21 protein-coding genes and 1 pseudogene are annotated in these 26550 nt (G+C 74.1%); 9 read left to right on the forward strand and 13 right to left on the reverse strand.

What is annotated here, in order from left to right; all coding sequences use genetic code 11:
* Positions 1-26 precede the first annotated feature (26 nt).
* Complete coding sequence (locus ACFPIJ_RS40160) at positions 27-383, forward strand: hypothetical protein (protein WP_380123503.1); 357 nt, start codon at positions 27-29, stop codon at positions 381-383.
* On the opposite strand, the gene ACFPIJ_RS40165 is transcribed toward ACFPIJ_RS40160, so the two are convergent.
* A complete protein-coding gene (locus tag ACFPIJ_RS40165; protein ID WP_380123504.1) occupies positions 370-1827 on the reverse strand; it encodes a tetratricopeptide repeat protein in 1458 nt (485 codons plus the stop codon). The genes ACFPIJ_RS40160 and ACFPIJ_RS40165 overlap by 14 nt on opposite strands.
* Before the next feature lie 77 nt (positions 1828-1904).
* On the opposite strand from ACFPIJ_RS40165, the gene ACFPIJ_RS40170 reads away from it, so the two are divergent.
* Positions 1905-2351, forward strand: coding sequence for a GntR family transcriptional regulator (locus ACFPIJ_RS40170; protein WP_380123506.1), 447 nt, complete (start codon positions 1905-1907; stop codon positions 2349-2351).
* Between the two features lie 67 nt (positions 2352-2418).
* Here ACFPIJ_RS40170 and ACFPIJ_RS40175 read toward each other — a convergent pair whose 3' ends face one another.
* Both ACFPIJ_RS40175 and ACFPIJ_RS40180 read right to left on the reverse strand, forming a co-directional pair.
* Positions 2419-3558 carry an epoxide hydrolase family protein gene (locus tag ACFPIJ_RS40175; protein WP_380123729.1) on the reverse strand — a complete coding sequence of 380 codons (1140 nt, stop codon included), beginning with the start codon at positions 3556-3558 and terminating at the stop codon, positions 2419-2421.
* Between the two features lie 10 nt (positions 3559-3568).
* Positions 3569-3904, reverse strand: a complete 336-nt coding sequence (locus tag ACFPIJ_RS40180) for a hypothetical protein (RefSeq protein ID WP_380123508.1) — start codon at positions 3902-3904, stop codon at positions 3569-3571.
* A 261-nt stretch (positions 3905-4165) separates the two neighbouring features.
* Between ACFPIJ_RS40180 and ACFPIJ_RS40185 the strand changes: the two genes are divergently transcribed.
* Entirely contained in the window at positions 4166-7294 is a 3129-nt protein-coding gene (locus tag ACFPIJ_RS40185) for a GH92 family glycosyl hydrolase (protein ID WP_380123510.1), read from the forward strand.
* A gap of 55 nt (positions 7295-7349) precedes the next feature.
* Here ACFPIJ_RS40185 and ACFPIJ_RS40190 read toward each other — a convergent pair whose 3' ends face one another.
* Positions 7350-7901, reverse strand: coding sequence for a TetR/AcrR family transcriptional regulator (locus ACFPIJ_RS40190; protein WP_380123512.1), 552 nt, complete (start codon positions 7899-7901; stop codon positions 7350-7352).
* 85 nt (positions 7902-7986) lie between these two features.
* Between ACFPIJ_RS40190 and ACFPIJ_RS40195 the strand changes: the two genes are divergently transcribed.
* The 3 genes and pseudogenes from ACFPIJ_RS40195 to ACFPIJ_RS40205 all read left to right on the forward strand — a co-directional run bounded on the left by ACFPIJ_RS40195 (position 7987) and on the right by ACFPIJ_RS40205 (position 10153).
* Positions 7987-8862: an NmrA/HSCARG family protein gene (locus tag ACFPIJ_RS40195; protein ID WP_380123513.1), complete on the forward strand. Its 876-nt coding sequence runs from the start codon at positions 7987-7989 to the stop codon at positions 8860-8862.
* A gap of 219 nt (positions 8863-9081) precedes the next feature.
* Positions 9082-9618 (forward strand): annotated as a pseudogene (locus tag ACFPIJ_RS40200) (GAF domain-containing protein); the annotation flags it as partial.
* A 199-nt stretch (positions 9619-9817) separates the two neighbouring features.
* Positions 9818-10153 (forward strand): sensor histidine kinase, encoded by a 336-nt coding sequence (locus ACFPIJ_RS40205; protein WP_380123515.1) that lies wholly within the window; start codon positions 9818-9820, stop codon positions 10151-10153.
* Here ACFPIJ_RS40205 and ACFPIJ_RS40210 read toward each other — a convergent pair.
* The 7 genes from ACFPIJ_RS40210 to ACFPIJ_RS40240 all read right to left on the reverse strand — a co-directional run bounded on the left by ACFPIJ_RS40210 (position 10150) and on the right by ACFPIJ_RS40240 (position 18171).
* Positions 10150-10788 carry a response regulator transcription factor gene (locus ACFPIJ_RS40210; RefSeq protein ID WP_380123517.1) on the reverse strand — a complete coding sequence of 213 codons (639 nt, stop codon included), beginning with the start codon at positions 10786-10788 and terminating at the stop codon, positions 10150-10152. The genes ACFPIJ_RS40205 and ACFPIJ_RS40210 overlap by 4 nt on opposite strands.
* Entirely contained in the window at positions 10773-13118 is a 2346-nt protein-coding gene (locus ACFPIJ_RS40215) for a sensor histidine kinase (protein ID WP_380123519.1), read from the reverse strand. Before ACFPIJ_RS40215 ends, ACFPIJ_RS40210 begins: the two co-directional genes overlap by 16 nt.
* 151 nt (positions 13119-13269) lie before the next feature.
* On the reverse strand, positions 13270-13668 hold the full coding sequence (locus tag ACFPIJ_RS40220; RefSeq protein ID WP_380123521.1) for a hypothetical protein: 399 nt from the start codon (positions 13666-13668) through the stop codon (positions 13270-13272).
* Positions 13669-13678: 10 nt separating this feature from the next.
* Positions 13679-14395 carry a response regulator gene (locus ACFPIJ_RS40225; protein WP_380123522.1) on the reverse strand — a complete coding sequence of 239 codons (717 nt, stop codon included), beginning with the start codon at positions 14393-14395 and terminating at the stop codon, positions 13679-13681.
* Positions 14392-16929: a sensor histidine kinase gene (locus ACFPIJ_RS40230; RefSeq protein WP_380123524.1), complete on the reverse strand. Its 2538-nt coding sequence runs from the start codon at positions 16927-16929 to the stop codon at positions 14392-14394. The genes ACFPIJ_RS40225 and ACFPIJ_RS40230 overlap by 4 nt, the downstream gene beginning before the upstream one ends.
* A 56-nt stretch (positions 16930-16985) precedes the next feature.
* Positions 16986-17474, reverse strand: a complete 489-nt coding sequence (locus ACFPIJ_RS40235; protein WP_380123526.1) for a hypothetical protein — start codon at positions 17472-17474, stop codon at positions 16986-16988.
* 223 nt (positions 17475-17697) lie between these two features.
* A complete protein-coding gene (locus ACFPIJ_RS40240) occupies positions 17698-18171 on the reverse strand; it encodes a MarR family winged helix-turn-helix transcriptional regulator (protein WP_380123528.1) in 474 nt (157 codons plus the stop codon).
* 80 nt (positions 18172-18251) lie between these two features.
* Here ACFPIJ_RS40240 and ACFPIJ_RS40245 point away from each other — a divergent pair, with 80 nt between their 5' ends.
* Positions 18252-18686 carry a redoxin domain-containing protein gene (locus ACFPIJ_RS40245; RefSeq protein WP_380123529.1) on the forward strand — a complete coding sequence of 145 codons (435 nt, stop codon included), beginning with the start codon at positions 18252-18254 and terminating at the stop codon, positions 18684-18686.
* 5 nt (positions 18687-18691) lie between these two features.
* Here ACFPIJ_RS40245 and ACFPIJ_RS40250 read toward each other — a convergent pair whose 3' ends face one another.
* Both ACFPIJ_RS40250 and ACFPIJ_RS40255 read right to left on the reverse strand, forming a co-directional pair.
* Complete coding sequence (locus ACFPIJ_RS40250; RefSeq protein ID WP_380123732.1) at positions 18692-19849, reverse strand: cytochrome P450; 1158 nt, start codon at positions 19847-19849, stop codon at positions 18692-18694.
* Between the two features lie 213 nt (positions 19850-20062).
* Positions 20063-23590, reverse strand: coding sequence for an AfsR/SARP family transcriptional regulator (locus ACFPIJ_RS40255; RefSeq protein WP_380123531.1), 3528 nt, complete (start codon positions 23588-23590; stop codon positions 20063-20065).
* A 97-nt stretch (positions 23591-23687) separates the two neighbouring features.
* Between ACFPIJ_RS40255 and ACFPIJ_RS40260 the strand changes: the two genes are divergently transcribed.
* Both ACFPIJ_RS40260 and gntF read left to right on the forward strand, forming a co-directional pair.
* A complete protein-coding gene (locus ACFPIJ_RS40260; protein ID WP_380123533.1) occupies positions 23688-25226 on the forward strand; it encodes an AMP-binding protein in 1539 nt (512 codons plus the stop codon).
* The gene (gntF, locus tag ACFPIJ_RS40265) at positions 25223-26482 is read left to right on the forward strand and encodes a guanitoxin biosynthesis pre-guanitoxin forming N-methyltransferase GntF (protein ID WP_380123534.1); all 1260 of its coding nucleotides are present in this window, start codon (positions 25223-25225) and stop codon (positions 26480-26482) included. The genes ACFPIJ_RS40260 and gntF overlap by 4 nt, the downstream gene beginning before the upstream one ends.
* Positions 26483-26550 lie beyond the last annotated feature (68 nt).

Below are 26550 nucleotides of genomic sequence, written 5' to 3' on the forward strand. Positions count from 1 at the left end.
TCTGGGTCTTCGGTCGCCTGCTGGGCGTGCGGGTCGCCGACTGCTTCCGGACCTACGCCGCCCTGAGACGCCCGCTGACGCTGAAGTTCAGCCGGGACGGCATGGCCATCCGCCGGCCCGCCCACGACCGGTTCATCCGCTGGCACGACCTGGACCGGGTCTTCGTCGCCGGCAACATCCTCGCGATCGCCTTCAAACGCGACTACCCGGAGTCGGCCAAACCGCAGGAAATGCCGTTCTCCCTGGCACTGAACGGTTTCCGGGTCGCCGACATCCGGCACTTCCCGCACAGCCGGCAGGACATCCTGCAGACCCTGTCCCACCACGCCGGCGCGACCATGCACCCGACCGAGCTGTCATTCAACGACTTCACTGACCTTTGAGCCGGTGCCGGAACTCCGCGAGCGCGGACTGGACCACCCCGTGGAGCCGTTCGAGCTCGTCCTGGGTCGGTTCCCGGCGCAGGTGTACGTCGATCTTGAAGTCGTCGTCGGCGATCGTCACGTCGAAGCGCTCCAGCAGGTCCTGCGGCAGCCGGCGCACGACGAACTCGCGGAACGCCTCCGCGACCACCCGCGGGGTGTCCCCGCAGCCGCAGGTGCGGCCCTCCTGCACCGCGCCGAGGTGGCCGCGACCGGCGATCGCGTCCGGGTGCACCGGCGCCAGCGCCGCCAGCGCGTCCTCCAGCGCCTTGCGCGCCTCCGGCAGCCGCGACTGGTGCTGCAGGAAGATGCCGAGGGCGACGCCGGCCCGGCCGAGGATCTCGAAGTCGGCGCCGCGCTGCGCCTGCGTCACCGCGTCGGTGAGGCACCGCTCGGCCGCGGCCGGCTGCCCCGCCTCGCTCAGCGCCAGGCCCCAGTTGCGCAGCACCAGGCTGATCAGCTCGGGACGGCCGATGCGCTGCGCCCGGCCGTACGCCGTCTCGTAGGTGCGCAGCGCCGCCTTCTCCTCGCCGGTGTCGCTGAGCGCCAGCGCCAGCCCGAGTTCGGCGCTCAGCGCGTCCTCGGCCCGCCCCTGCCGGTCGTGGGAGGCCAGCACCTGCCGGATCGCGTCGATGCGGCCGGACTGGTCGCCGAGGTCACGGCCGGTGTTGGCCAGGGTGGCGAGCACGTTGAGGGTGGCGGGGTGGTCGGGGCCGAGCCGGGTCTGCAGGACGGCGGCGAGCGTGGCGACGACGGCCCGGTGCGCGGCCGGGTCGGCCAGGTCCTGCCGGAGCAGGACCGCGTCCGCCAGCCGGGCCACGGCGTCGGCCGGCAGCTGCTCCACGCCGTGGAACAGCGGCTCGCCGGCGCCCGCGGCGTGCACGACCTCGGCCCGCACCGCCAGCGCCGCCGCGACGTGGTCGTGCCCGTTCTGCCAGAGGTTGCGCACCGCCTCCTCGATCACCGCCCGCGCCTCGCTCACGTTGCCGCGCTGCAGCAGCACGTCGGCGAGCGGCTCCAGGCCGAACGCGTATCCGGCGTGCTCCCGGCCGTAGAACCCCCGGCGCTCCTCGGCGCCGCGCCGCAGCTCCGCCTCGGCCTCCTCCAGCCGGCCGGCCATCCGCAACGCCAGACCCAGATTGAGCCGGTAGGTCAGGTGCTCCTTGCGGTCGTGCGCGGGCACCGACGTCGCCTGGCGGTAACACTCGATCGCCCGGTCGAGCTGGTCGCAGTTGAGCAGGATGTTGCCGAGGTCGCACTGCGCCGACGCCCAGGCGGCGCTGCCGTGGCCGTGCCGGACGGTGGCGGCGCGCACCTCGCGCTGCATGACGGCTTCGGCGTCGCCGAACCTGCCCTCACGCATGAGGGAGACGGCGATGTCGATCGGGGCAGCGGAGGCGGTCACGGCGCCGGAGTCTAGTGCGCCACCGCCGGCCTTTACATGGTGTTGCCGTATGGCCACAAAGTTGTAGAGTGGGGGCCGTGAATGTGCAGCGACACGTGCCGGCCGTCTACCACCAGATCGCGGACCTCCTGCGCGAGGAGGTCATCCGCGGCGTCTACCCGGCCGGCGAGCCTTTGCCGAGCGAACGCGAGCTCCGCGAGCGGTACACGGTCAGCCTCACCACCATCCGCCGCGCCGTGGCGATCCTGCGCGAGGAGGGCCTCATCACGTCCCGCCGCGGCGCGCCCTCGACGGTGCGGGAACGCCCCACCCGCTCCACGGTGGTGATGGGCCGCGGCAGCAAGCTCACCTGCCGCATGCCCACCACCACGGAACGCTTCGCCATGGGCATCGACCGGGGCGTGCCACTGGTCGAGGTCCGCGACAGGTCCGGACGGGTCGAGGTGTTCCTCGCCGACCGGGTCGAGGTCCTCAACCCCGAAGGCCTCGCCAGCGCCGCGACCAAAGTCATGGACGTCGCCTGAGCACGTGTCGTCCCCGGCCTGAGGCCGACCCCCTGACGGCCGCGACCCAGGTCGGCCGCTGTGATCCTCAGCGGAGCGGGCGGAAGAAGGCGCGAATGTCGTCGACGAGCAGGGCGGGCTGTTCCATGGCAGCGAAATGGCCGCCGCGGTCGAACTCGCGCCAGTGGACGATGTGGTTGTCCCGTTCGGCCAGCCGCCGCACGGGAAGCACAGCGTCGTAGGGGAAGACAGCGACCCCGGTCGGCGTGCCTGACCGGCGGCTGGTCGAGGGTGTGGCGGGGTGGTAGGTCTCGTAGTACAGGTTGGCCGAGGAACCGGCGGTGCCGGTGAGCCAGTACAGCATCACGTTGGTCAGCAGCTGGTCGCGATCGACGGCGTCGCCGGGTAACCGCTTCGAGTCGGTCCACTCCTGGAACTTCTCGACGATCCAGGCGAGCTGGCCGACCGGGGAGTCGGTCAGCCCGTATGCCAGGGTCTGCGGCCGGGTGCCCTGGATCTTCGCGTAGCCGGACAGCTCCGGCTCCACCCGGGAGAACTGCTCCAGCCGGACCCGGTCCTCATCGCCCAGCGTCGCTGCCTCGCCGGGATCACCCGAGGGCAGGGTCAGCACGGTGTTGAGGTGCACCCCGACGACCCGGTCGCTGTCGATGATCCCCAGCTCCCGGGTGATGGCGTGTCCCCAGTCGCCGCCCTGCCCGCCGTACCGGTGATAGCCCAGCCGCCGCATCAGTTCGGCCCAGGCACGGGCGATCCGCGGCACGTCCCACCCTGGCTCGCGGACGGGTCCGGACAGCCCGAAGCCGGGGATGGACGGCGCGACGACGTGGAAGGCGTCGGCCGGGTCACCGCCGTGCCGGCGAGGATCGGTGAGTGGGCCGATGAGGTCGAGGAACTCCACCACCGAGCCCGGCCACCCGTGGGTGATGATCAGCGGCAACGCGTCCGGTTCGGGCGAACGTGCGTGCAGAAGGTGCACGTCGACTGCGTCGACAGCGGTGGTGTACTGCGGGATCTGGTTGAGCCGGGCCTCGTGCGCCCGCCAGTCGTACCCGGTGCGCCAGTAGTCGACCAACTCCTTCAGGTATTCCACCGGCACGCCGCGGCTCCAGCCGGTGCCGGGCAGTTGCTGCGCCCAGCGGGTCCGCGCCAGCCGGTCCCGCAGATCCGCCAGATCCGCCTCCGGCACCTCCAGCCGGAATGGACGCAGGGCCGTGTCGTCACTCATCGGGGTCCTCCTGCTCTTCCAGCCACCGGAGGTGGCTCTCCCACGCGGACTGCTTGCTGGTGCCCATCGCGGCGCCGATCTGCGACCACGAGGCACCGGTGGCGCGGGCCGTGCGCACCGTGAGCTGCCGCCCATAGCCGGCCTTGCGGATCAGCACCTCAGCCAGCGCGAGCAGCTCCAGCGCCTCGTCCCGGGTCAACGGCACCGCCTGCGGGTCCGGGTCCTCCGAGCCGGGCGGCGCCAGCGCGTCCCGGCGGCGCAGCTCGTCGAACCGCGCCGCCGCAGTCAGCAACGTGAACCGCCGCTCCGCCTCGTCCGGTGTGGCCACGCGTCCAGTCTTCCGTCAGGTCAACCTGACGTCAAGTTGATCTGACGGATCTCGTCGGATGCCCGGGCATGGCGGCTGAGCCCGGCCGGATCACCGCGCCGAGCCGCGGCGCGCCGGTCCGGACCGCACATTTCTGACCACGATCGACAGCAACTCAACGACCTGCGCAGTTCTGCCAAATCTTGACGGAACGTTGATCAGCGACTATGAATGCATCGAGAGCGCTCTCCCGTCCTCACCGCCACGAACGGGAGACCACCCATGTCCCGATCACGCACGGTCCGACTGCTCGCCGGCGCCGGTGCAGCCCTGCTGGGCAGCGCCTTCGTCGCGCTCGCGCAGGCACCACCAGCACAGGCCGCCGACCTCAACCTGACCCAATACGTCAACCCGCTGATCGGCACCGACGACAGCAACTCCCCCAACCCTGTCGGCGGCGGCGCCGGTGGCAGCACGTTCCCCGGCGCCACCGTGCCCTTCGGCATGACCCAGTTCAGCCCCGACACCCCGACCGCGTCGCCGTCCGGCTACCGCGACCGGGACCGCACCATCGAAGAGTTCAGCCTCACCCACTTCAACGGGGCCGGCTGCTCCAACAACGAAGACCTCGGCCTGCTGCCGATCACCGGCGCCCTCGGCTCGTCCCCGGGCACCGCCTGGACCAGCTACGCATCGGCGTACACGAAGACCAACGAGGCCGCGTCCGCCGGCTACTACAAGAACCGGCTCGACAAGTACGGCGTCGACGCGGAACTGTCCGCCACCACGCGCACCGGCGCGCTGCGGCTCACCTACCCCAACACCACGACCGCCCGGCTGCTCATCAACACCAGCCGGTCCGCCACCGGCAACCGCAGCGGCTCGGTCAGCATCTCCGGCAGCAACGTCACCGGCAGCGTCACCGCCGGCGGGTTCTGCGGCTCGTCCAAGACGTACCAGATCTACTACTCGATCCGCTTCGACCGGGCCCCGTCATCGGTCGGCACCTGGAACGGCGGCACGATCAGCAACGGCTCGACCAGCACCAGCGGCGTCAACACCGGTGCCGTGATCACCTGGGACACGAGCAGCAACCGCACCGTCAACGCCACCGTCGCCCTGTCGTTCGTGAGCGTCGCCAACGCCACCGCGAACCTCAACGCCGAGACCGGCGCCTTCGACACGATCCGCAGCAACGCCGACGCCGCCTGGAACACCGCCCTCAACCGGGTCCAGGCCACCGGCGGCAGCGCCACGGAGCAGCAGAAGTTCTACACCGCGCTCTACCATGTGATGCAGAACCCCAACGTCGCCAGCGACGTCAACGGCCAGTACCGCGGCTTCGACAACGCCGTGCACTCCGCCACGCATCCCGTCTACCAGAACTACTCCGGCTGGGACATCTACCGCTCGTGGGCCGCGCTCATCGCGTTCATCGCCCCCGACGTCGCCAGCGACATCATGAAGTCCATGGTCCTGGACGGCCAGCAGGGCGGCCTGCTGCCCAAGTGGTCCCAGCAGATCAACGAGGACTTCGTCATGACCGGCGACCCCGGCCCGATCATCGTGTCCAGCGCCTACGCGTTCGGCGCCCGCGCCTTCGACACCGCCGCCGCGCTGCAGCTCATGAAGAACGCCATCGCCGGCGGCACCACGCAGGGCTCGCCGATCCGCGGCCGCCAGTCGGAGTACGCGTCCAAGACGTACATCCCCGGCGCGCCCTCGGACTCGATGGAGTACTCGGCCTCGGACTTCGCCGTCGCCAAGTTCGCCCAGTCCCTCGGTGACACCGCCACCTACAACTCGGCGATGACCCGCGCCCAGTACTGGCGCAACACCTTCAACACCGAGTCCGGCTACATCCACCCGCGCAACAGCGACGGCTCGTGGCCGTGGCCGCTCAACCCCGCGCAGGAGAGCCCCTTCACCGAGGGCAACGCCTCGCAGTACACCTGGATGGTCCCCTACAACCTGGGCGGGCTCATCAACCTCATGGGCGGCCCCACCACCGCGGTGCAGCGCCTCGACCACCACTTCACCGAGCTCAACGGCGGCCTGTCCCGGCCGTACTTCTACATCGGCAACGAACCCGAGCACAACGTGCCGTGGGCGTACAACTTCGCGCAGCGCCCGGCCAAGACCGCCAGTGCCGTCCGCCGCGTCATGACCGAGTCGTTCACCACCGGCGCCGGCGGCCTGCCCGGCAACGACGACCTCGGCGCCACCTCCGCCTGGTACGTGTGGTCCGCGATGGGCATGTACCCGGTCACCCCCGGCGCGGACACCCTCGCCATCCACGGCCCCACGTTCCCGTCGGTGCTCATCCAGCGCTCCGCCGGCAACATCCAGATCAACGGCGGCAGCTCCGCCAACGCCTACGTCCAGAGCCTCACCCTCAACGGCTCAGCCGTGTCGAACAACTACCTGCGCTACCCCGACCTCGCCGCCGGCGGCACCCTGCAGTACACGATGGGCGGCGCCGAATCGAGCTGGGGCACGGGCGCCGGCAACGTCCCGCCGTCCTTCACCGACGGCGCCACCCAGCCGCCGACCCCGGCCAACCTCGGCACCAACCTGGCCCTGAACAAGACCGCGACCGGCTCCGCCGCCTGCGGCACCACCGAGACCGCCGCGAAGGCCGTCGACGGCAGCCTCGCCAACAACAGCAAGTTCTGCTCCAGCACCGCTCCGCGCTTCCTGCAGGTCGACCTCGGCTCCAACCAGACCGTCAGCTCGTTCGTGCTCAAGCACGCGGGCCTCGGCGGCGAGTCGACCGGCTGGAACACCGGCGCGTTCACCATCTCCACCTCCACCGACGGCACCACCTGGACCCAGGTGGTCTCGGTGACCGGCAACCGTTCCAGCCGCACCCTGCACCAGATCACGGCGCGCACGGCACGCTACGTGAAGGTCGACATCGGTACCCCCGCCAACGACGGCAACGCGGCCGCCCGCATCTACGAATTCGAGGTGTACGGCGGCGGCACCCCGAGCGGCAACCTCGCCCTCGGCCGCCCGGCGACCGCCGACTCGTCCTGCGCCACGACCGAAGGCCCCGACAAGGCGGTCAACGGCAGCGTCTCCGGCGGCAACGCCGACAAGTGGTGCTCGCTCGGCACGAACAAGTTCCTGCAGGTCGACCTCGGCAGCACCGTCCACATCGGATCGCTGGTGGTCCGGCATGCCGGCGCCGGCGGCGAGGACGCGGCCTGGAACACCCGCGACTACGACCTGCAGACCTCCACCGACGGCAGCACCTGGACGACCGCCGCTCAGGTCCGCGCCAACACCGCCAACGTCACCACCACGGCGACCAACGTCAACGCCCGCTACATCCGGATGAACATCATCACCCCGACCCAGAACACCAACACCGCCGCCCGTATCTACGAGTTCGAGGCGTACAGCTAACCCGTTCCTGACCTTGGAGACTTTGTCCGGTCTGGGGCGGACAAAGTCTCCAAGGTCAACTGACCAGCCCCCGCCCCGCAATCACCAGCAGCTGCCGCACCGTCCCCACCGGATCCGCCGACTGCTCCCCCGCCCAGGCGAGCCCGGCGGCGAGGGCGAGCAACTGCGCCGCGGTGACATCGCCCCGCACCTCCCCCGCCTCCTGCGCCCGCTGCAGCAGCTGCCCACCCGCGGCCCGCATGCCCGCACACGACGCGTGCAGCTCGGACTCCTCGTCCCGCAGCGCCGCCATCACCGACTCCGGCAGCCCGCGCACCGTCACCGACCCGGCGGCCAGCTCCCCGAGCCACTCCAGCAACGCCTCCCCCGGTGCCGCGGTCGCGGACAGCTCCTCCGCCCGGTCCCGCAGCGCGTCGAACCGGCTCGCCAGCAACGCCTCCAGCAGCGCCTCCCGGGTCGGGAAGTGCCGGTACAGCGTGCCGATCCCGACGCCCGCCTGCCGCGCGATGTCCCGCAGCGAGGCATCGGTGCCATGCGTGACGAACGCCTCCCGGGCGGCCGCGAGCAGCAGGTCACGGTTGCGGCGCGCGTCGACCCGAACGGTCATGCGCCCTCCTTCGGTTGACAATACGGAGCACCGCTCCGTATTTTCGGAGCAGCGCTCCGGAAGTCAGCATACAAGGGAGAAGACCATGCCCGACCGCATCATCGTCGTCACCGGCGCCACCGGACTGCAGGGCGGCGCCACGCTCCGGCACCTCCTGGCCGACGGACGCTGGCACGTGCGCGCCCTCGTCCGCGATCCCGCAAAGGCCTCCGCAGTCCAGGAGGCCGGCGCCGAACTCGTCACCGGCGACATGGGCGACCGCGCCTCCCTCGACGCCGCCTTCGCCGGCGCGTACGGCGTGTTCAGCGTGCAACCGGCGTACGACGCGCCGCACTTCGACACCGACGAGGTCCGCTACGGCGTGAACGTCGCCGACGCCGCGCACGCCGCCGGCGTCCGGCACCTCGTCTACACCTCGGTCGGCGGCGTCGAGCGCGGCAGCGGCATCAGCCACTGGAACACCAAATGGGAGATCGAGCAGCACATCCGGGCCCTCGGCCTGCCGGCCACCTTCCTGCGACCGGTCATGTTCATGGAGAACCACGCCTCGGAGAAGTACGGCGTGACCAGCCCGACCGCCCTCCTGCGGATGATCGGGCCCGGCGCCCGGGTCCAGCTGATCGCGGTCGACGACATCGGGGCCTTCGCCGCGCTCGCGTTCGCCGACCCGGACACCTACCTCGGCCTAGCCCTGGAGCTCGCCGGCGACGAGGTGACCCGCGAGGAACTCGTCGCCGCGATCAGCCGCGCCACGGGGCTGGACCTCAGCACCGCGCCGGTCGCGCCGGAGATCCTCGCCGCGCAGGGCATCAACCTCGACAACGTGCGCCGCGGCGGCTCGTTCGGCGGCTGGCAGGCCGACATCCCGGCACTGCGGAAGCTGCATCCGGGCCTGATGGACCTCGAAGCCTGGCTCGGCCGCACCGGTGCGGCGCTGTTCACATCGCGTACACCGTCCTAGGAAACTAGTCCAGCGCGATTCGGCAGCCCAGGGCCGCTGCGGATGCGATGATCCACATGAGGTCGACCGCGAGGAGCCGTGATGCATCCGCTGACCGTGGATGACGAGCCGCAACGCCTCGCCGCCCTGCGGGAGACCGGGATCCTCGACACCCGGGCGGAGACCGACTTCGACGACATCGCCGCGCTCGCCGCGGACATCTGCGACGCGCCGATCGCGATGGTGTCGATGGTCGACGCGCACCGGCAGTGGTTCAAGGCCCGCGTCGGCTGGGACCCCGAGCAGAGCGCCCGCGACGACTCGTTCTGCACCCACGTGGTGCGGGACCGGCAGCTGCTCGAGATCGACGACACCGTCGCCGACCCGCGCTTCGCCACCAACCCGGCGATCGCCGAGCACGGCGTCCGGTTCTACGCCGGCGCACCGATGCTGCTGCAGGACGGGCACGCGGCCGGCACCGTGTGCGTCATGGACCGCAAGCCGCGGCACCTGACCCTGCAGCAGCGCCGGGCGCTGCGGTCACTGGCCCGGCACGCGGCCGCCCACCTCGAACTGCGCCGCTACGCCCGCACCGTCGGGCACACCGCCGACCGGTTGCGCGAGCTCGACCGGCTCAAGGATTCGTTCCTGGCCAGCGTCAGCCACGAACTGTGCACGCCGCTGTCGTCGGTGCGCGGCTACATCGAGGTGCTGCTGGACGAGGACGACGCCGCCAACGACCCGGAGACGGTCCGCCGCTTCCTGGCCGTCATGCAACGCAACGCCGACCGGCTCCTGCGCCTCATCGACGACCTGCTCCTCGTCGCCCGCCTGCACGAGACCGGCCTGCGGCTCGACGTCGTCGAGGTCGACCTCACCGAGCTCGCGTTCCAGGCGACGCTGACGTCCCGCCCGATCGCCGAGCACAAGCGGCTCACCCTCACCACCCACACCGACGGCCCGGTGCCCACCACCGGTGACCCCGAACGCCTCGCCCAGGCGCTCAACCCATCTGCTGTTCAACGCGATCAAGTTCACCCCGGCGGGCGGGCACGTCACCGTCACCACGACCGCGACGCCGCGCCCGTCACTGTCGATCGTCGACACCGGCGTCGGCGTCCCGGCCGAGGACCTCCCGCACGTCTTCGACCGGTTCCACCGCAGCAGCACCGCCGACCACCTCGCCGCACAGGGCGCCGGCCTCGGCCTCACCATCGTCAAGGCCATCATCGACGCGCACCACGGCGACATCACCGTCACCAGCGCACCCGGCGAGGGCACCACCGTCTGCCTGACCCTGCCCAGCCCTTAGGAGGCCAGGTACGCCAGCACCGCGAGGACCCGCCGGTGGTCGTCTCCGCCGTCCGCGATCCGCAGCCGCTGGAAGATGCTGCGCATGTGCGTCTCGACGGTCCGCTCGGCGAGCCGGAGCCGGGCCGCGACCGCCGCGTTCGAGCGGCCCTCCGCGACCAGTGCGAGGACCTCCCGCTCGCGGTCGGTGAGCAGGCCGAGGGCGCCGGCGTGCGCCTCCGGCCGCAGCAGGGCGGCGACGACCTCCGGGTCCAGCGCCGAGCCGCCGGCGGCGACCCGGCGGACCGCGTCGAGGAAGTCGTCGACCCGCAGGACCCGGTCCTTCAGCAGGTACCCGAACCCGCCCGCCGACACGAGCCGCACCGCGTGGCGGATCTCGATGTGCTGCGACAGCAGCAGCACCGGCAGCTCCGGCCGGGTCTCGCGCAGCCGCCGGGCGGCCTGGGCGCCGTCGTCGCGCATCCCCGGCGGCATGCGCACGTCGATGACGGCCAGGTCGGGCGCATGAACGGCGACGGCCTCCTCCAGGCCCGCCACGTCACCGACCGCGGCCACCACCTCGTGCCCGTCCTCGCCGAGGAACCGGACCAGGCCCTCCCGGAACAGCACCGAGTCGTCGGCTACGACGATCCGCACGGCACCGTCACCTCCAGCCGGGTCCCGCCACCGGGTGGGCTGTGCACGACCACCGTCCCGCCGACCGCCACCACCCGGTCCCGGACCGAGGCCGGGCCGTCCGGGGCGGCGCCGCCCACCCCGTCGTCCACGACCAGCACGCGCACCGCGCCGGCCCCGTCGGGCCCGACCTCGACGCAGACCGTGCCGGCACGGGCGTGTTTGAGGGCGTTGGCATATGCCTCGGCAACCACGAAGTACACCGTCGTCGCCACCACCTCCGGCAGCTCGGCGTCCTGCACCGACAGCCGCACCGGTATCGGGGCGCCGGCGACGAGGGCGTGCAGCGCCGCGGAGACGCCGTCGTCGAGCCGGCCGGGACGCACGCCGTTGGCCAGCCGGCGCAGCTCCGCGACGGTCGCCTCGAGGGCCGCCACGGCCAGGTCGAGGTCGTCCTGCTCCGGGGTGTGCGGCGGCAGCCGCCGCTGCAGCGAGCGCAGCCGCATGCCGACGGCGACGAGTTGCTGCTGGGCGCCGTCGTGCAGGTCGCGCTCGAGCCGCCGCCGCTCGCCGGCGGTGGCCTCGACCAGGCGGGCGCGGCTGTCGCGAACGTCGCGCAGTGCGGTGCGCAGCTCCAGCCGCAGGCGGCTGACCTCGATCGGGAGCCGGACGTGTCGGGCCGCCTCCCGGGCCAGCCGCAGCCGGCGGGGCGACGCGGCCCCGAGCACGATCAGACCGGCGTCGGCACCACCCGCCGTCAACGCGATCACCGCCCGCCCTGCCACCGCCGAACCGCCGCCGCCGACCACCGGCACCGCCACCGAATCGCCCGCGCCACCCGCCGCCGGCACGCCCACCGCACCACCAACGCCCGCCACCGCACCGCCCGCGCCACCCGCCACCGACACCCCCGCCGGCACGCCCACCGCACCACCAACGCCCGCCACCGCACCACCGGCCGCCGGCGCGCCGACCGCACCACCAACGCCCACCGCGCCGCCAACGCCCGCCACCGCACCGCCCGCACCACCCGCCACCGACACCCCCACCGCACCACCAACGCCCACCGCGCCGGCAACGTCGACCGACACCGGCGCACCGGCGAGATCGACGAGCCCATCGGCCCCGGGCAGGTGCAGCAGCAGCCGCAGCCCCGGGTCCCCGAGCGCGTCCCGCAGCACCGCCTCAGTCTCCTCAGGCTCCGCATCCCCGTCGCGGACCTCGCGGACGAACCGCAGCAACCGCGCGGTCAACACGTGCCGCTCCCGATCCACGACCCGCCCGACCACCACGTTGAGCCGCCGCTGCAACGGCAACAGCAGCAACGCCGTGATCAGCGCCGCGCCCGCCACACCCACCCGGCTGCCACGGCCGAGGACGGTCCCGGCGGACGTCGTCACCGCCGCGAACACCACCGCCGAGATCGCCGACGTCAGCAGCCAGGCCAACGACGCGCCCAGCAGCCGGTCGACGTCGAACAGCTCGTGGCGCAGCACCGCGACGGCGACCGAGGCCGGCACCGCGACCAGCATCACGACGATGAAGGCGGTATACGCCACCGCGACGCTCGCCCCGGCGGCCTCCGCCACCCAGCCCGCGGCGAGCAGCACCGGCACCGACCCGGCGCCGAGCACCAACCAGTGCAACTGCCGGCGGACCCGCTCGTCGCCGCGGCGCCAGCGCACCACCAGCGACGCGACGGTGGCCAGCAACGCAGCGAGGAACGTGCCGAACCCGGCGATCTCCAGCACCGTCTGTTGCCAGCCGGGCAGCGTGCTCAGGTCACCGTGCCGGCCGAAGCCGGCCAGGACATGCATGCCGGCGGCGCTGAGGCCGACGCACCACGCGATGACCCGCCACCGCCGGCCCGGCAGCAGCCCGTCCGGGAAGACCAGACACAGCGCGGCGAAGCCGACGACCAGCCACACCCAGGCGCCGAGCTCGACCAGTGCGACGGCGGGCGCGGCCGGCCACGGGTGCCGCTGCGCGGTGTCGGCCCACCGCTCCAGCGTGAACACGACCGCCGGCGCGGCGCCCACCCACGTCACCGCCGGGCCGACCGGCACCGCGGCCGCCCGCAGGCTCACCAGCAGCCCGATCGCCACCGGCACCGCGGGGAGCAGCACGGTCAGCAGCAGCGTCGCCGCAGGCTCCGGCGAGTCGCCGGCCGCCACGACCGCCACCTGCACCGCGGCGGCGACGGCGAACACGGCGACGGGCAGCCAGGCAGCGGATCGCAGTGCCCTCACGCGCACCATCTTGACGGACCCGCCGCGCCGCCACATCAGTGCCAGCACGCAGCGGCCCGCCCGGATGTGCGCGCCGCGGCCGCGGCCCACGATGCATGGCATGGAACTCATCGTGATGGTGCTGGCACCGTTCCCCCTCGGCTTCTTCGTCCGGCAACGGGTCGTCGCCTACCTGGCCTACGTCGGCCTGCACTCGTTCGTCTTCACCTTCCAGACCACAACCCTGCTGAAGGCCTGGGTCGGCGGTGACACGTCAGGGTTCACGAAGGACCCCACCGCGGTCGACTGGCCGTACGCCATCGTCAACCTGGTCATCTACGGTGCCGGGCTGGGCCTCGTGGCGCTGGGGCACCGCCTCGGCGAGCGCCGCCGGAACCGGACCCCGGCCGCCGTCGACCTGGCCGGGTGAGACGCGGCGGGCCAGCGCCCGCACCCCGATGACGACCCCGAGCCCGGCGGCGAGGGCGACCTTGAAGACGGTCTTGCTCCACAGGACACCCTTCACGGCCGCCCACGCCAGCACCGGCCACGGCCGGTCCTCGTGCTGCCACCACAGCAGTGCCCCCAGCACCAGCAGGGTCACCGCCGTCGCGGCACCGATCAGGGCCGCCGGCGCGGCGATGGAGCGGAGGCGCTGCCATGTCGTTCGCATACCCCCGAAGCTATGGCCGGCCGAGGCCGGGTTCGTCGGGCCGCGGGCGGATTCCGGGCCCCACCCCAGGTTGTAGGCCGGGGCGGGCCAGACCGGCGTCGTAGGCAAAGATCGTCGCCTGGACCCGGTCGCGCAGGTCCAGCTTGGCGAGGATCGCGTTCATGTGGGCCTTGACCGTCGCCGGCCGGACGCCGAGCTCGGCGCCGATCTCCGCGTTGGTCAGCCCCCGGGCGACCCGCCGCAGGATCTCGACCTCGCGGGCGGTCAGCCTGGCGACGCCGGCCGCGACCGCGGGATCGAGGGCCGGCGCACCGACGTACGCGTCGATGAGCTGCCGGGTCAGCGACGGGTCGATGAGCGAGTCGCCGGCCGCGACGACCCGCACCGCGTCGACGACCCGCTGCGGGTCCGCGTCCTTGAGCAGAAACCCGGACGCGCCGGCCCGCAGCGCCGCGTACACGTCCTCGTCGAGGCCGAACGTGGTCAGCACCAGCACCCGCAACGGATCGGGGCCGCTGGTCAGCCGCTCGGTGGCGGTGAGCCCGTCCATGCCGGGCATGCGGATGTCCATGAGCACCACGTCGGGGCGCAGCCGCCGCGCGGCCGTGACCGCCTCGGCGCCGTCGGCGGCGACCGCGACCACGGACAGGTCCGGCTCGGCGTCCACCACGGCGGCGATGCCGGCGCGCACCATCGGCTGGTCGTCGACGACCATCACGGTGATCACGTCGGCACGGCCTCCGCCATCGGCAGGGACGCGTCCAGCTGCCAGCCACCGCCGCCGGGCCGCGTCGTCGTGAGCGATCCTCCCACCGCGTCGACGCGTTCGCGCAGGGCGGCCAGGACCGGCCGCGGGACCGGCGCGGCGAGCCGCTGCACACTGAGCCGGAGGGCGTCGGGGCCGTGCTCGATCCGTACCCCGGCCGCACCGATCGGCAGGACGGCCGCCACGACCCGGAACGCGCACAACTCGACCTCCAGTGGCACCGGCCCCGCGCCGTGCACCTCCAGGGCCACGCCCGCGTCGCACAGGTCGGCCAGGCCCGCCAGGGTCGGCTGGGGGGCGCGGGGTGCCGGCGGGCTGACCCGGAGCACGGTGAGCAGTTCCCGCATGGCAGCCAGGGCCGCCCTGGCATGTCCGAGCGCCGCTGTGATGTCGTTTTCGCCAGGTGTACGCCCAGCAGCGACCGCCACGAGCAACTCCGACGTGTGCGAGAGCACCTGCCCGCGAAGGCCCTCGGCGATCCGGGCCCGCTCCTCGCGAGCGGCACGGACGGCCCGGTCGGCGACTTCGCGCAGGGCGACCCGGTCCCGCCGGTCGGCCCGGGCGTGCTGCCGCGCGACGAGGAGACCGGCCAGCCACCACGGCAGCGCCAGCAGCCCGAGCCCCGCGGCGGACCCGGCGGCGATGACCGCCACCCCGGCCGGCACCAGCTGCACCGGGTTGCCGGCGCCGGCCAGGTCGCCCGGGGGCAGGAACCGGATGATGAGCGCCGCGGCGGTGCCGGCGCCCGCCCCGATCGCGGTCAGCCAGGTGAGCCCGGGGTGGCGCGGGTCGTACCGGCCGGCCGCGTACACGGGCACCACGACCCCGGCGAGCGCGACCGGCGCGACGATCCCGAACCCCGTCGCGCCCGCCTCGACCCGGCCCAGCACCGCCGCGGCCACCCCGACGGCCAGCATCGCCCCGAGCACCGCCGCCGGCGCCCGGCGCCGCCACCACAACGGTCCACAGTAGACAACGAGGAACAGCGCCGTCATGACCGCGTCGGCGGCACCGGCGAAGAGCGGTCCGTGGCCCTCTTCGGCGCGACCGGCGGCCCCGAGGAACAGTGGCAGCCCGGCGACAAGCACGATCAGCAGCCCGTCGAGGACCCGCCCGCCCTTCGCCGTGGTGGCGGCTGTGTCCCTCGCGGCCGGGGCTTCCCTTGCGACCAGGGCTTCCCTTGCGACCAGGGCTTCCCTTGCGACCAGGGTGACCGGGGCCGGGCCGGGTGCCGTTGGCAGGACGACGCGCACGGCCCAGCCGCCGCCGGGGCGGGGTCCGGCGGTGAGCGCGCCGCGGAGGCGGGCGGCGCGGGCCCGCAGGCCGGGAATCCCCGCACCGGACCCGAGGTCGAAGCCGGCCGCCCCGCCGCCGGTGTCCTCGACGGTGACGGTCACCGTGTCGCCGGCCCGGGTGAGGGTGACCGTGACGGTGGCGCCGGGGGCGTACCGCAGGACGTTCGTCAGCGCCTCCTGCACGATCAGGTGGACGACCTCGGCCACCTCGGGATGCAGCCACCCGCTCACGGCATCGCCGTCGCGCCGGCCCTCGGGCCCACCGTCGGGCCGGTCGTCACACGGGAGCTCGGCGCCCACCTCGGCGGGCCTGCGCCCGGCGCTCAGGTCGGTGGGCCGGCGCTCGGCCGGCTGATGCTCGTGCAGGTTGATGCGCAGGCCGAGGCGGGTGAAGCCGGCGACCACGTCGGGGATGCCGGCCGGGGACGGGGGCTCGGCGCGGCCGGCGAGCGCGGCGAGCCGGTGCAGGGAGCTGGCCGCCGACCGGCCCGACGTCCGCGCCACGTCGAGGGCCTGCGCGGTCATCGCCGGGTCGCGGAGGCGCTGGGCGGCGGCGAGCTGGACGACGACCGCGGTCAGGTGGTGCGCGGACACGTCGTGCAGCTCCTGGCTGAGCCGTTCGCGTTCGTGGGCCGCCGCGGCGCGTTCATGGTCGGCGGCGCGGGCCACGTGGACGCGGACCGCCTCCTGCCGAGCGGTCCGGCGGCGGAGGGAGCGGCCGAAGACGACCACGGCGGCGTACACGACGGCGGACAGCGCGGCGTCAGCACCGGCGGTCAGCGCGAACGACCCGGCGACCGGGTCGGCTTCGGTGAGGACGTCGGCGACCAGTGTCGACACGAGCGTGGCCGCGGCCGCGCACAGCACGCTCACCCGGAGCGTGCGGCGGGCGGCCACGGTGTACAGCGCGATGAGGTCGGCGAACGGCACCACCAGCGCCTGATCCTGCAACCCGAACGGCTCGGTGCAGCTCACCGCGGCCAGGATCACCGCCCACACCGCGACCGGCGCCGCCGCGCGCACGCTCAGCGCCACGCCGACCACGAGGGTGATCGCGGTGAGCTGCCCGGCCGGGACGGGGTCGACCGGCGCGCCGAACGCGAGCGGGCCGAGCGGCCACGCGGCGAGCTGCGCGGCGGTGAACGCGGCCGGCAGCCGGACCTTCCGGCCCCACCCGATCCGCTCGGCGCCGTCGTCCATGGCGTGAGGCTATCGCCCGGCGGCGGGGTCCAGGTCATCCCGCCGGCGGAGGCCGCCTACACCCTGGGTTGGTGCTGCGGCGTGAGGTCACCGACGGCGTCGGCGTAGTAGGTGCTGCCGAGGTGGAACGCCACCTGCCGCAGCGTCCACGCGTCGCCCTCGGCCCGGTCGAGCCGTTCGGCGTCCAGGGAGTGCAGGCGCAGCGACCAGATCCGGGCCAGCCGGGTCAGCCGGCTGACCGCCTCGTCGAGATCGGCGGCGGTGAACGCGGCGAGGTCGGCGGGGGTGGTGACGGCGGAGGCGTGCCAGTGGTCGGGTGGCGGGGCCTGTCCGGCGACGCGCGCCTCCAACTCGGCGAGATGGTCCACGAGGTGGTCACCGAGGCGGCGGATCGCCTTGTGCGGGGTGTACACCCGGTCCCCGGCGGGAATCGGCCGGCCGTCCCACGCCGGCCAGGTCCGCGCCAGCCGAAGGGCGTGGGCGACGGCGCTCTCGATGACGAGGGCGGGGTCACGGCCGTCGGTGGCGGGGCTGTCGTCAGTCATGCGCCGAGGCTAAGCCGCGCACTGTTCGGCCCCGGCCGAACCGGGTTTCCCCACAACCCGATGGATCCCGGCGCTCAACACCCGTCCGGGCGGTAGGTGGCGGCACGGACCTTCGGCAACCCGAGGACCCCGCGAAAGATGTTGAGGGGGTGTGGGTGGAGCGAAGCTCCCCCACTGGGGAGCAGGCGGAGCCTGCGCGGAACCCAGGCAGCCTGCGCGGAACTCAGGCGAACCGGATGTGGACCGGGCTCACCGGGGCGGTCTGGGGGGCGAACGCGAACGCGGCCAGGGCGCCGCGCACCACGTCGACGGTGTCCTCGCCGACGAGGTCGATCCAGGCCCGCTCGGCGGCGACGCCGGCGGCGCGCATCGCCTCGACGGCGCGGCGGCCCTCGGCGGTGAGCTCGAGATGGCGGACCCGTGCGTCACCGGCGCTGGCCTGGCGGCCGAGCAGGCCCTCGGTGTGCAGGGTCGCGCAGATCTTGCTGATCGCCTGGGTGGTCATGCCGAGCCGCTCGGCGAGCTGGGTGACGGTGTCGAAGCCGTCGGCGATGAACAGCACGGTGAGCGACTGCGACGGGGTGAGGTGCCCATAGCCGGCGGAGGCGAGTTCGCCGAGCAGGTTGCGCACGATGCGCTCGCAGCAGGCGGCCAGCAGCATGCCCAGATCATGCTCGGCGCGGTCGACCTGACTCATGCCGAAAACCGTACCGGACTTGACTCGGTAACTCGGATACGTATCTAATTTTGGTAACTCAGTTACCCAGAGGGGGAGCCATGCCAGTCGAGACCGAACGGATCGTGTTCGCGGACGCCACCGGCGCCGTGGTGACGATGGACGACCTGCGCGGCGGGGCGCGGGGCGTCGCGCTGTTCTTCATGCGGGCAGCGAACTGCGCGATCTGCGTGCGGCACGCGCGCGCCCTGGCCGCGCTGCGGCTCACCGACCGCGACGTCGCCCCGGTCGTCGTCGTGCCGGGTGGTGCCGCCGAGGTGGCCCGGGTCCGCCGCGCCGCCGGCGACGTGCGGGTGGTGTCGTCCACCGGCGCCGAGGCGCACCACGCGGTCGGCCTGACCAGGACCATGCTGCTGCAGCACAGCGGCACGCTGCTCGTCGACGCCGCGGGCAAGGTCCGCTACCGGCTCGCCACGGCCCTGCCGATGGGCGCCTTCGACGCCGCGGCGCTCACCACGGCCGTCGACGGCCTCTGAGCCCGTCAGCCGGTGTGCACCGGCAGGCTCGTGAACCCCTTCAGACTCAGGCTGTCCCGCCGCTGCCCCTCCCCCGCGAGCGTGAGGGACGGGAAGCGGCGGGCGAGGGCGGGCAGCGCGATCTGTGCCTCCAGCCGCGCGAGGGGCGCGCCCAGGCAGTAGTGGATGCCACCGCCGAAGGACAGCGGCGCGTTGTCGGAGCGGTCGAGCCGCAGCCGGGACGGATCGGCGAAGCGCGCCGGGTCGTGGTTGCCCGCGCCGAGGTACGCCACGACCCGCTCACCCTCGGCGACCCCGACCCCGCCGAGCTCGATCGGCGCCGTCACCACCCGGCTGCTGAGCTGCACCGGGCTGTCGAAGCGCAGCAACTCCTCGACCGCCGACTGGGCCAGCTCCGGCCGGCGGCCGAGCAGCGCGTACTGCGACGGGTCGCCGAGCAGCGCGACGACGCCGTTGGCGAGCAGGTTGGTGGTCGTCTCGAAGCCGGCGGCGAACAGCAGCGCGGCGTTGCTGAGGATCTCCTCGTCGGTGAGCCGGTCGTCCGCCGCCTGCGCCTGGACCAGCGCGCTGAGCAGGTCGTCGCCCGGGTGGCGGCGGCGCTCCTCGACGAGCCCGGCGAGGTGCTCGCGGATCGCGGTGGCGGCCGGGTCCGCCCTGGCCAGCACGTCCGGGGTGATCACCTCGAGGACCTGGGTCCAGTCGCGCACCAGGGACTGGAAGCCGCCGCGCTGCTCCGCCGGCACCCCGAGCAGCTCGCCGATGACGTTGACCGGCAACGGGAACGCGAACGCGGCGACGAAGTCCACGTCGCCGTCCAGGCCGTCCAGGAGGTCCTGCACCATCCGTTCGATCGCGGGCCGCAGCGCCTCCACCCGCCGGGGCGTGAACGCGGAGCTCACCAGCCGCCGCAGCCGGGTGTGGTCCGGCGGGTTGAGGGTGAGCATGCTGGTGAAGAGCTGGTGCAGCGCCGGATGGTCGCGCCAGTCGGGGAAGCCGACGAAGGCCAGCACGTCCGCCGGCGGGTGCTGCAGGCGCGGGTCACGCACGACGGTCGCGCAGTCGCCGTAGCCGGTCACGACCAGGGCGCCGTCCTCGGCGCGCACGATCGGGGAGATCTCCCGGAGGCGGGCATAGCGGGGGTACGGGTCGGCCCGCCCCGGCATCCTCGTCAGCTCGTCCAGCAGTCGCAGCACTTCCGGGGTCTGCACGATGTCCGGCATCCGTCCACCATAGGCGGCGTCACGAGCACAGCCGGGCCGCGCGGACGGCCTCGGGCGGCGTCACACGCGCAGCCGGGCGGCCTCGGGCGGCGTCACACGCGCAGCCGGGCGGCGCGGGCGGCCGTCACACGCGCAGCCGGGCGGCCTCGGGCGGCGTCACACGCGCAGCCGGGCGGCGCGGGCGGCCTCGGGCGGCATCCGGAGCCGTTCGGCGTCCCGGGCGGCGCCGGCCCAGACCCGCTGGGCGGCGCGCACCCGGCCGCGCAGCGCGAGATGCCGGCCGAGCACAATCCGCGCGCGGGGCCGGGCCATCGGATACGTCCGTGCGTAGCGGCGCAACCGGCGCACGGCCGCGGCCTCGACCGCACGCACCTCCGCCGCACGCACCTCGACCGCACGCACCTCGTCGGCACGCACCTCGTCCGCCTCGGGGGGATGCCCGGCTCCGGCGGCCGGGTCGAGCAGGGCCTGGCAGATCTCGGCGACGCCGGCGTGCGCCTCGAGGCCGTACTGGGCAAGGGCGGGCCGCGCGCCGATGAGCCGGTCGGCGGTCCGGGCCGCCCGCCACGCCTCGGTCCGGCGGCCGGCGGCGAGGTGCAGCCGCGCGGCGGCGACGTGGAAGCGGGCGGCGTCGATCCTCGACGCGTCCGGCAGCAGCGGCGCCGCCTCCTGGATCCATGCGTCGAGCTGCTCCCGTGCCTCGAGGGACGGGGCGCCGGGGCCGGCGGGCAGGGTCGTCTCGATGAGCACCAGCAGGCTCCACAGGTGCACGACCGGGTCGCGGCGGTCCCGGCCGGACAGCAGGCACCGGGCCGCCGACGCGACCGCTTCGTCGTGCCGGCCGGTGAGGTGCTGGGCGACGCCGGCGATCAGCCGCGCCTCGTCCTCCCACCGGTGCTGCGGCGCGACCGGCCGCTGCGGGGTGGCCCGGTGCCGCGGCCCGACCCTCGCGGCGGCGGCGTCGGCCGCGGCCCAGTCGGCGACCCCGATCCAGTGCAGCCCGCCGACGATTGCGACCCAGCAGGCGGTGAGCGGGTCGTCCGTGCGTTCGGCGGTGGCGACGGCCACGGCGAGGTGCCGGCGGGCGAGGCGGTGCAGGCCGAGGCTGCCGGTGATCATGCCGAGGCCGGCCCGGGCCCGGGCGATCAGGTCCGGGTCGCCGGCGCGTTCGACGTCGTTGAGGGCGTGCAGCGCCACCGGCAGCATCAGCCGGTGCTCGTCGAGCACCCAGTACACCTCGTTGATCGAGAAGTAGGTGGCGGCGCGTTCCTGGTGCAGGTCGCGGTGCTGCCGGCAGCGGGCGACCGGGGTGCCGGGCCGCAGCCGGCGCAGGGCCCGGCGGGCGAGCTGGCCGGCGAGCATCCCGGGTCGGCCGGCCGTGGGCACGGGACCGCCGAGCGCGGCCAGGGCAAGTTCCAGCTGGTCGCGGGCGGCGGCGGCCGCGCCGAGCTGCTGGTGCGCCTCGCCGAGCAGCCGGTGCCAGCGGCCGCGGTGCAGGCCCGGCACCCCGGACCGGCGCAGCGCCGCGCCGAGGACGGCCTGGGCTTCGCGGAACCAGCCGTTGCGCCGGTACAGCGTCCAGATCCGCTGCAGGTGGCCGTCGAGCACGTCGGAGTCGGCGGCGGCGATGAACCACTCGGTGGCGGCACGCAGGTTGGCGGCGTCCTGAAACGTGTCCTGAAACGTGTCCTGACCGGCGTCCTGAAGCGTCGGGTCGGCGGTGAGCAGCGCGTCGTAGTGGGCGGCGTGACGGCGCCGGGTCTCGGCCTCCTCCGCGGGGTTCTCGGCGAGCCGTTGGGCGGCGTACTGGCGCAGCAGCTCGTGCATGGCGTAGCGACCGTCCGGGCCGGCGGTCACCAGTGACTGGTCGACGAGGCCGGCGAGCAGCGGCAGGCCCGCGCCGGCCACGGCCTCGGCGGCGGCCAGGTCGAACCCGTGGTGCACCGACAGCCGGCGCAGGGCGCGGCGCTCCTCGCCGGTGAGCAGCCGCACCGAGGCGTCCAGCACGGAGCGGATGCTGCGGTGCCGGGGCTCCACGTCGGGCGCGGTCGTCTCGAGCAGTTCGAGGCCGCGGGCGAGCCGGTCGGCGATGGCGGCCGGCGCGGCGGAGCGCACCCAGCGGGCGGCCAGCTCGATCGCGAGGGGCAGGCCCCCGACCAGCCGGCAGATCCGGGCGGCACCCTCGACGTCGGTCTCGACACCGGGGCGCAGCAGCCTGGCCCGTTCCTGGAAGAGTTGCACCGCCGCGGAACCGGCGGCCTCGGCGGCGCCGGTGCCGGCCGGCGGGAACGGCAGGCCGGGCACCTCGACGAGCCACTCCACGCCGAGGCCGAGCGGGCGCCGGGAGGTCACCAGCAGCTGGACGCCGGGGGCCCGGCGCAGCAGCTCGGCGAGCGGGCCGGCCGCGCCGGGCAGGTGCTCCAGGTTGTCCAGCACGAGCAGCAGCTCGCGGCCGCTGAGGTGCTCGACGAGCAGTTCCAGCGGGTCGCGGGGCACGGTGAGCGCCACCCCGAACGCCCGGGCGAGGTCGGCGACAACCAGGTCGGCGGTGTCACCCGCCGCGGCGGCGGTGTCGGCCACGGCGTCGCGGCGGCCGGCGCCGGTGCCGGCGAACGACACGAACACCGCCCGGCGCGCCCCGGCGACCTCGACGGCGAGGCGGGTCTTGCCGATGCCGCCGGGACCGACGAGGGTCACCAGCCGGCACGCGGGGTCGTCCAGGAGATCGTGCAGCCGGGCCAGTTCGGCCGCCCGGCCGACCAGGGCGGTGAGCGGCCGGGGCGGCCCGGGCACCGGCGGGGGCGGCCCGGGCACCGGCACGGGCGGCGGGCCGGAAAACATCGGCGCACCGGCGATCTCGTCGCGCAGGGCGGTCGTCGCCGCCGACGGCGCCAGCCCGAGCTCCTGGTCGAGCAGGTAACGGCAGGTCTCGTACTGGGCGAGCGCGGCGCTGCGCTGTCCCCCGGCGGCGAGGAACCACATCAGGGCCCGGTGCGCCTCCTCATGCAGGCCCTCGACTTCGAGCATGCGCCGCGCGGCGTCGACGCCGGCCGCCGGGTCGCGCCGGTCGCGGGCCTGCCCCACGGCGCGTTCCAGCAGCGCCAGCATGTCGGCCCGGGCCGCGGCCCGGCGGGTGGCCACCCAGTCGTCGAACACGGCGGCCCCGGGCACGTCGAAGCCGTGCAGGAACTCGCCCCGGCACAACTCGACCGCGGCCGGGTCCACCACGGCGGCGGACCCGGCGGAGGCCGACCCAGGCGACGCGGACCCGTAGGAAGCAAACCCGGGCGAAGCAGACCCAGGGGAAGCGGCCCCGGGCGAAGCGGACGTAGCGGAAGCGGACGCGGCCGCGGCGACCTCGACGGCGTCGACCCAGACCGGCGCGCCCGCGGTGAGTGCGACCACCCGCCGGGTCACGTCGAGGTGCGCCGGCACCACCCGGCGCAGCTTCGTCAGCACGAGCCGCAGGTTGGCCCGGGCCGCCGCCTCGGGCAGGTCGCTCCAGAGCAGCCCGGCCAGCGCCGAACGGCTGTGCCCGGTGCCGGTCACCGCCAGGTAGATCAGCAGCGCCGCTGCCTTGGCCGAGGCAAGGTCCACCAGCGGCCGCCCGCCGAGCGCGAGGTCTGCGCGGCCGAGCACATGGACCGTGAGCCGCTGATCCGTCATCGCCACCACCGTCGTCACGAGCACACTATCGGCCACGCACACGATCGGGAAACGGTTCACACACGCTGCCCGGCCTACCTTCTCGTCACCCAGAACCCGACGCGAAGGAGCCGTCATGACCGCCGTCCACCCCGTATATGCAGCGCTTCCCGACGTGGAGGTCGGGGGCTTGGCCGTACACCACCTCGTGCTGCAACACGCGGCGCGCCTCGGCGACAAGGCGGCGCTGCTCGACGCCACCACCGGGCGCACGGTCACCTACCGGGAGCTCGCGCGCGGGATCGAGCGGGTCGCCGCCGGCCTGGCCGCCCGCGGTTTCACGGCCGGTGACGTCCTGGCCGTGCACAGCCCGAACCTGCCCGACTACGCCCTGGCGGTGTACGGGGCGATGGCCGCCGGCGGCACCGTCACCGGGGCCGACCCGTCGCTGACCGCCGGGGAGCTGGCCGGTCAGCTCGCCGAGGCCGGGGCGCGGCTGCTGGTCACCGCGCCGCCGTTGCTGGAGGTGGCCACCGAGGCGGCGCGGCGGGCCGGAGTGGCGGAGGTCCTGGTCTTCGGCGGGTCGTTCGACGCGCTGGTGGGGCACGACCTTCCGGCGGGGGCGGCCGTCGTCGACCCGGACCGGGACGTCGCCGCGCTGCCGTTCTCCAGCGGCACCACCGGCCTGCCGAAGGGGGTGGAGCTCACCCACGCCGCGCTGGTCACCAATGTGCGGCAGGCGCTCGCGGTGCTCGGCTTCGCCGAGGACGACGTCATCCTGGCGGTCGCGCCGTTCTGCCACGTCATCGGGCTCAACCTGCTGCTGGCGGGGGGTCTCGCCGCCGGGGCGACCGTCGTGACGCTGCCCCGCTTCGACCTCGAGGCGTTCCTGCGCACGATCCAGGACCACCGGGTGACGCTGACCGTCGTGGTGCCGCCGGTGGTCCGGGCCCTGGCCGCGCACCCGCTCGTCGACCGGTTCGACCTGTCGTCGCTGCGCGCGCTCGGCGTGGGCGCGGCGCCCCTGGACGCGGCGACCGAGCAGCGCTGCGCCGAGCGGCTCGGCTGCGCCGTCAGTCAGGGGCTGGGCATGACGGAGACCGGGGCGCTGATCGCCGTCGGTGACCCGCACACGTCGCGCCGCGGGTCGGTCGGGCGGTTGCTGCCCAACACCGAGGCCCGCATCGTCGACCCGGGCAGCGGCGCGGATCTGGGCGCCGGGCGCACCGGCGAGCTGTGGGTGCGCGGCCCGCAGCTGATGCGCGGCTACCGCGGGCGCCCCGAGGAGACCGCCGCGACGGTCGACGCCGACGGGTGGCTGCACACCGGCGACCTGTGCCATTTCGACGAGGACGGTCACCTGTACGTCGTCGACCGGCTCAAGGAACTCATCAAGTTCCGTGGACACCAGGTCCCGCCGGCCGAACTCGAGGCGCTGCTGTGCCTGCACCCGGCGGTCGCCGACGCGGCCGTGGTGCCCCGGCCGGACCCGGACGCCGGCGAGGTCCCGGTGGCGCACGTGGTGCTGCGGGCGCCGGCGAGTGCCGAGGAGCTGCTGGAGTACGTGGCCGAGCGGGTCGCGCCGTTCAAGCGGCTCGCGGCGGTCACGTTCGCCACGAGCATCCCCCGGTCCCCGACCGGCAAGGTGCTTCGCCGAATGCTCGCCGGGCAATGACCGGCGGCCTGCGGGCGTGGGCGGTCAGCGTCGCCGCGACGGCGGTGTCCGCCTACGCCCTCGACGCGACCGCGACGGCGGCCGGGGTGGCACTCGTCGCCTCCGGCCTGCTCGGCGGCGACGGGAACCACCGGTGGGCGCTGGCGCTGCTGGTGGCCAGCTACGCGGTGTGGGCGTGGGGGCTGCGGGCCAACCTGCGGGCCAACCAGTCCCTGCTCACCGCGACCGGCACCAGCACCAACGTGCTGTCGAAGGCGGCGCACGACCTGACCCGGCGGCACACCGCGAGCCCCCGCGCGGCGCAGCTGGCGGCGGCGGCCGGATACACGGTGACCGAGGTCGCCAAGGAGGTGCCGTACTACGCGGGCGCGTTCGGCGCGGCGGTGCTCACCGACTCGGTGACCGCGACCGGTGCCCTGGTGTTCCTGGCCGGGGCGAACCTCGGCGCGGCCGGCTACGAGTACGGCCTCGCTCGTCTCACCACGGCGTTCCTGCGGCGGCGCCGGTACGCCTCGTTCGACACCGACTGGGAGCCGGCCGCGTACCTGGACGGCTACTACCGCACGGTCGAGCCGGACGAGGTCGCCACCATCGCGTTCTTCGTCGACGCGTTGCGCGGCGCCGAGCGGGACCGGCCGGTGCTGTTCTTCGGGGTCGGGCCGACGCTGCATCACGTGTTCGCGGCCGCCGAGGTCGCCTCCGAGATCCACCTCGGCGACTACCTGCCGGCGAACCTGGCGGAGATCCGGCGGTGGCTGGACCGCGACCCCGCCGCCCACGACTGGCGCCCGTTCGTGCGGCACACGCTGCGGTGCGAGGGCAACGCCGAGCCGACCGACGACGAGGTGACCGCCCGGGAGGACCTCACCCGCAAGAAGGTCACCGACCTGGTCGAGGTCGACGCCCGGCACCCGCGCCCGGTGGACCGGTGCTACCCGACCGTGGTCAGCGCCTACTGCGCCGACTCGGCGACCGCGGACCGGGCGACGTGGGCGCTGTTCATGCGGCACATCACCGGGCTGGTCGAGCCGGGTGGGCTGTTCGTGACCTCAGCGCTGCGCCGGTGCCGCGGCTATACGGTGGCGGGCCGGTCGTTCCCGAGCGCCGACGTCGACGAGCACGACCTGCGTGCGGTGCTGCGGCCGGGCTTCGGGCCGCCGTCGATCGAGGTCAGGCGGGTGCCGCAGGAAGCGGCCCACGGCTACGGCGGCATCGTGCTGGCCGCCGCCCGTCGCACCGAGAGTTCCCATTCCTAACCTTCCGACACTCGATACTGCAATCTCGATGCAGAATATGCAATCCTCTGTGCATCGAAGGGAGCAAC

Origin of the sequence: Dactylosporangium cerinum, assembly GCF_042653625.1 — a bacterium.
Lineage (GTDB): Bacteria > Actinomycetota > Actinomycetes > Mycobacteriales > Micromonosporaceae > Dactylosporangium > Dactylosporangium cerinum.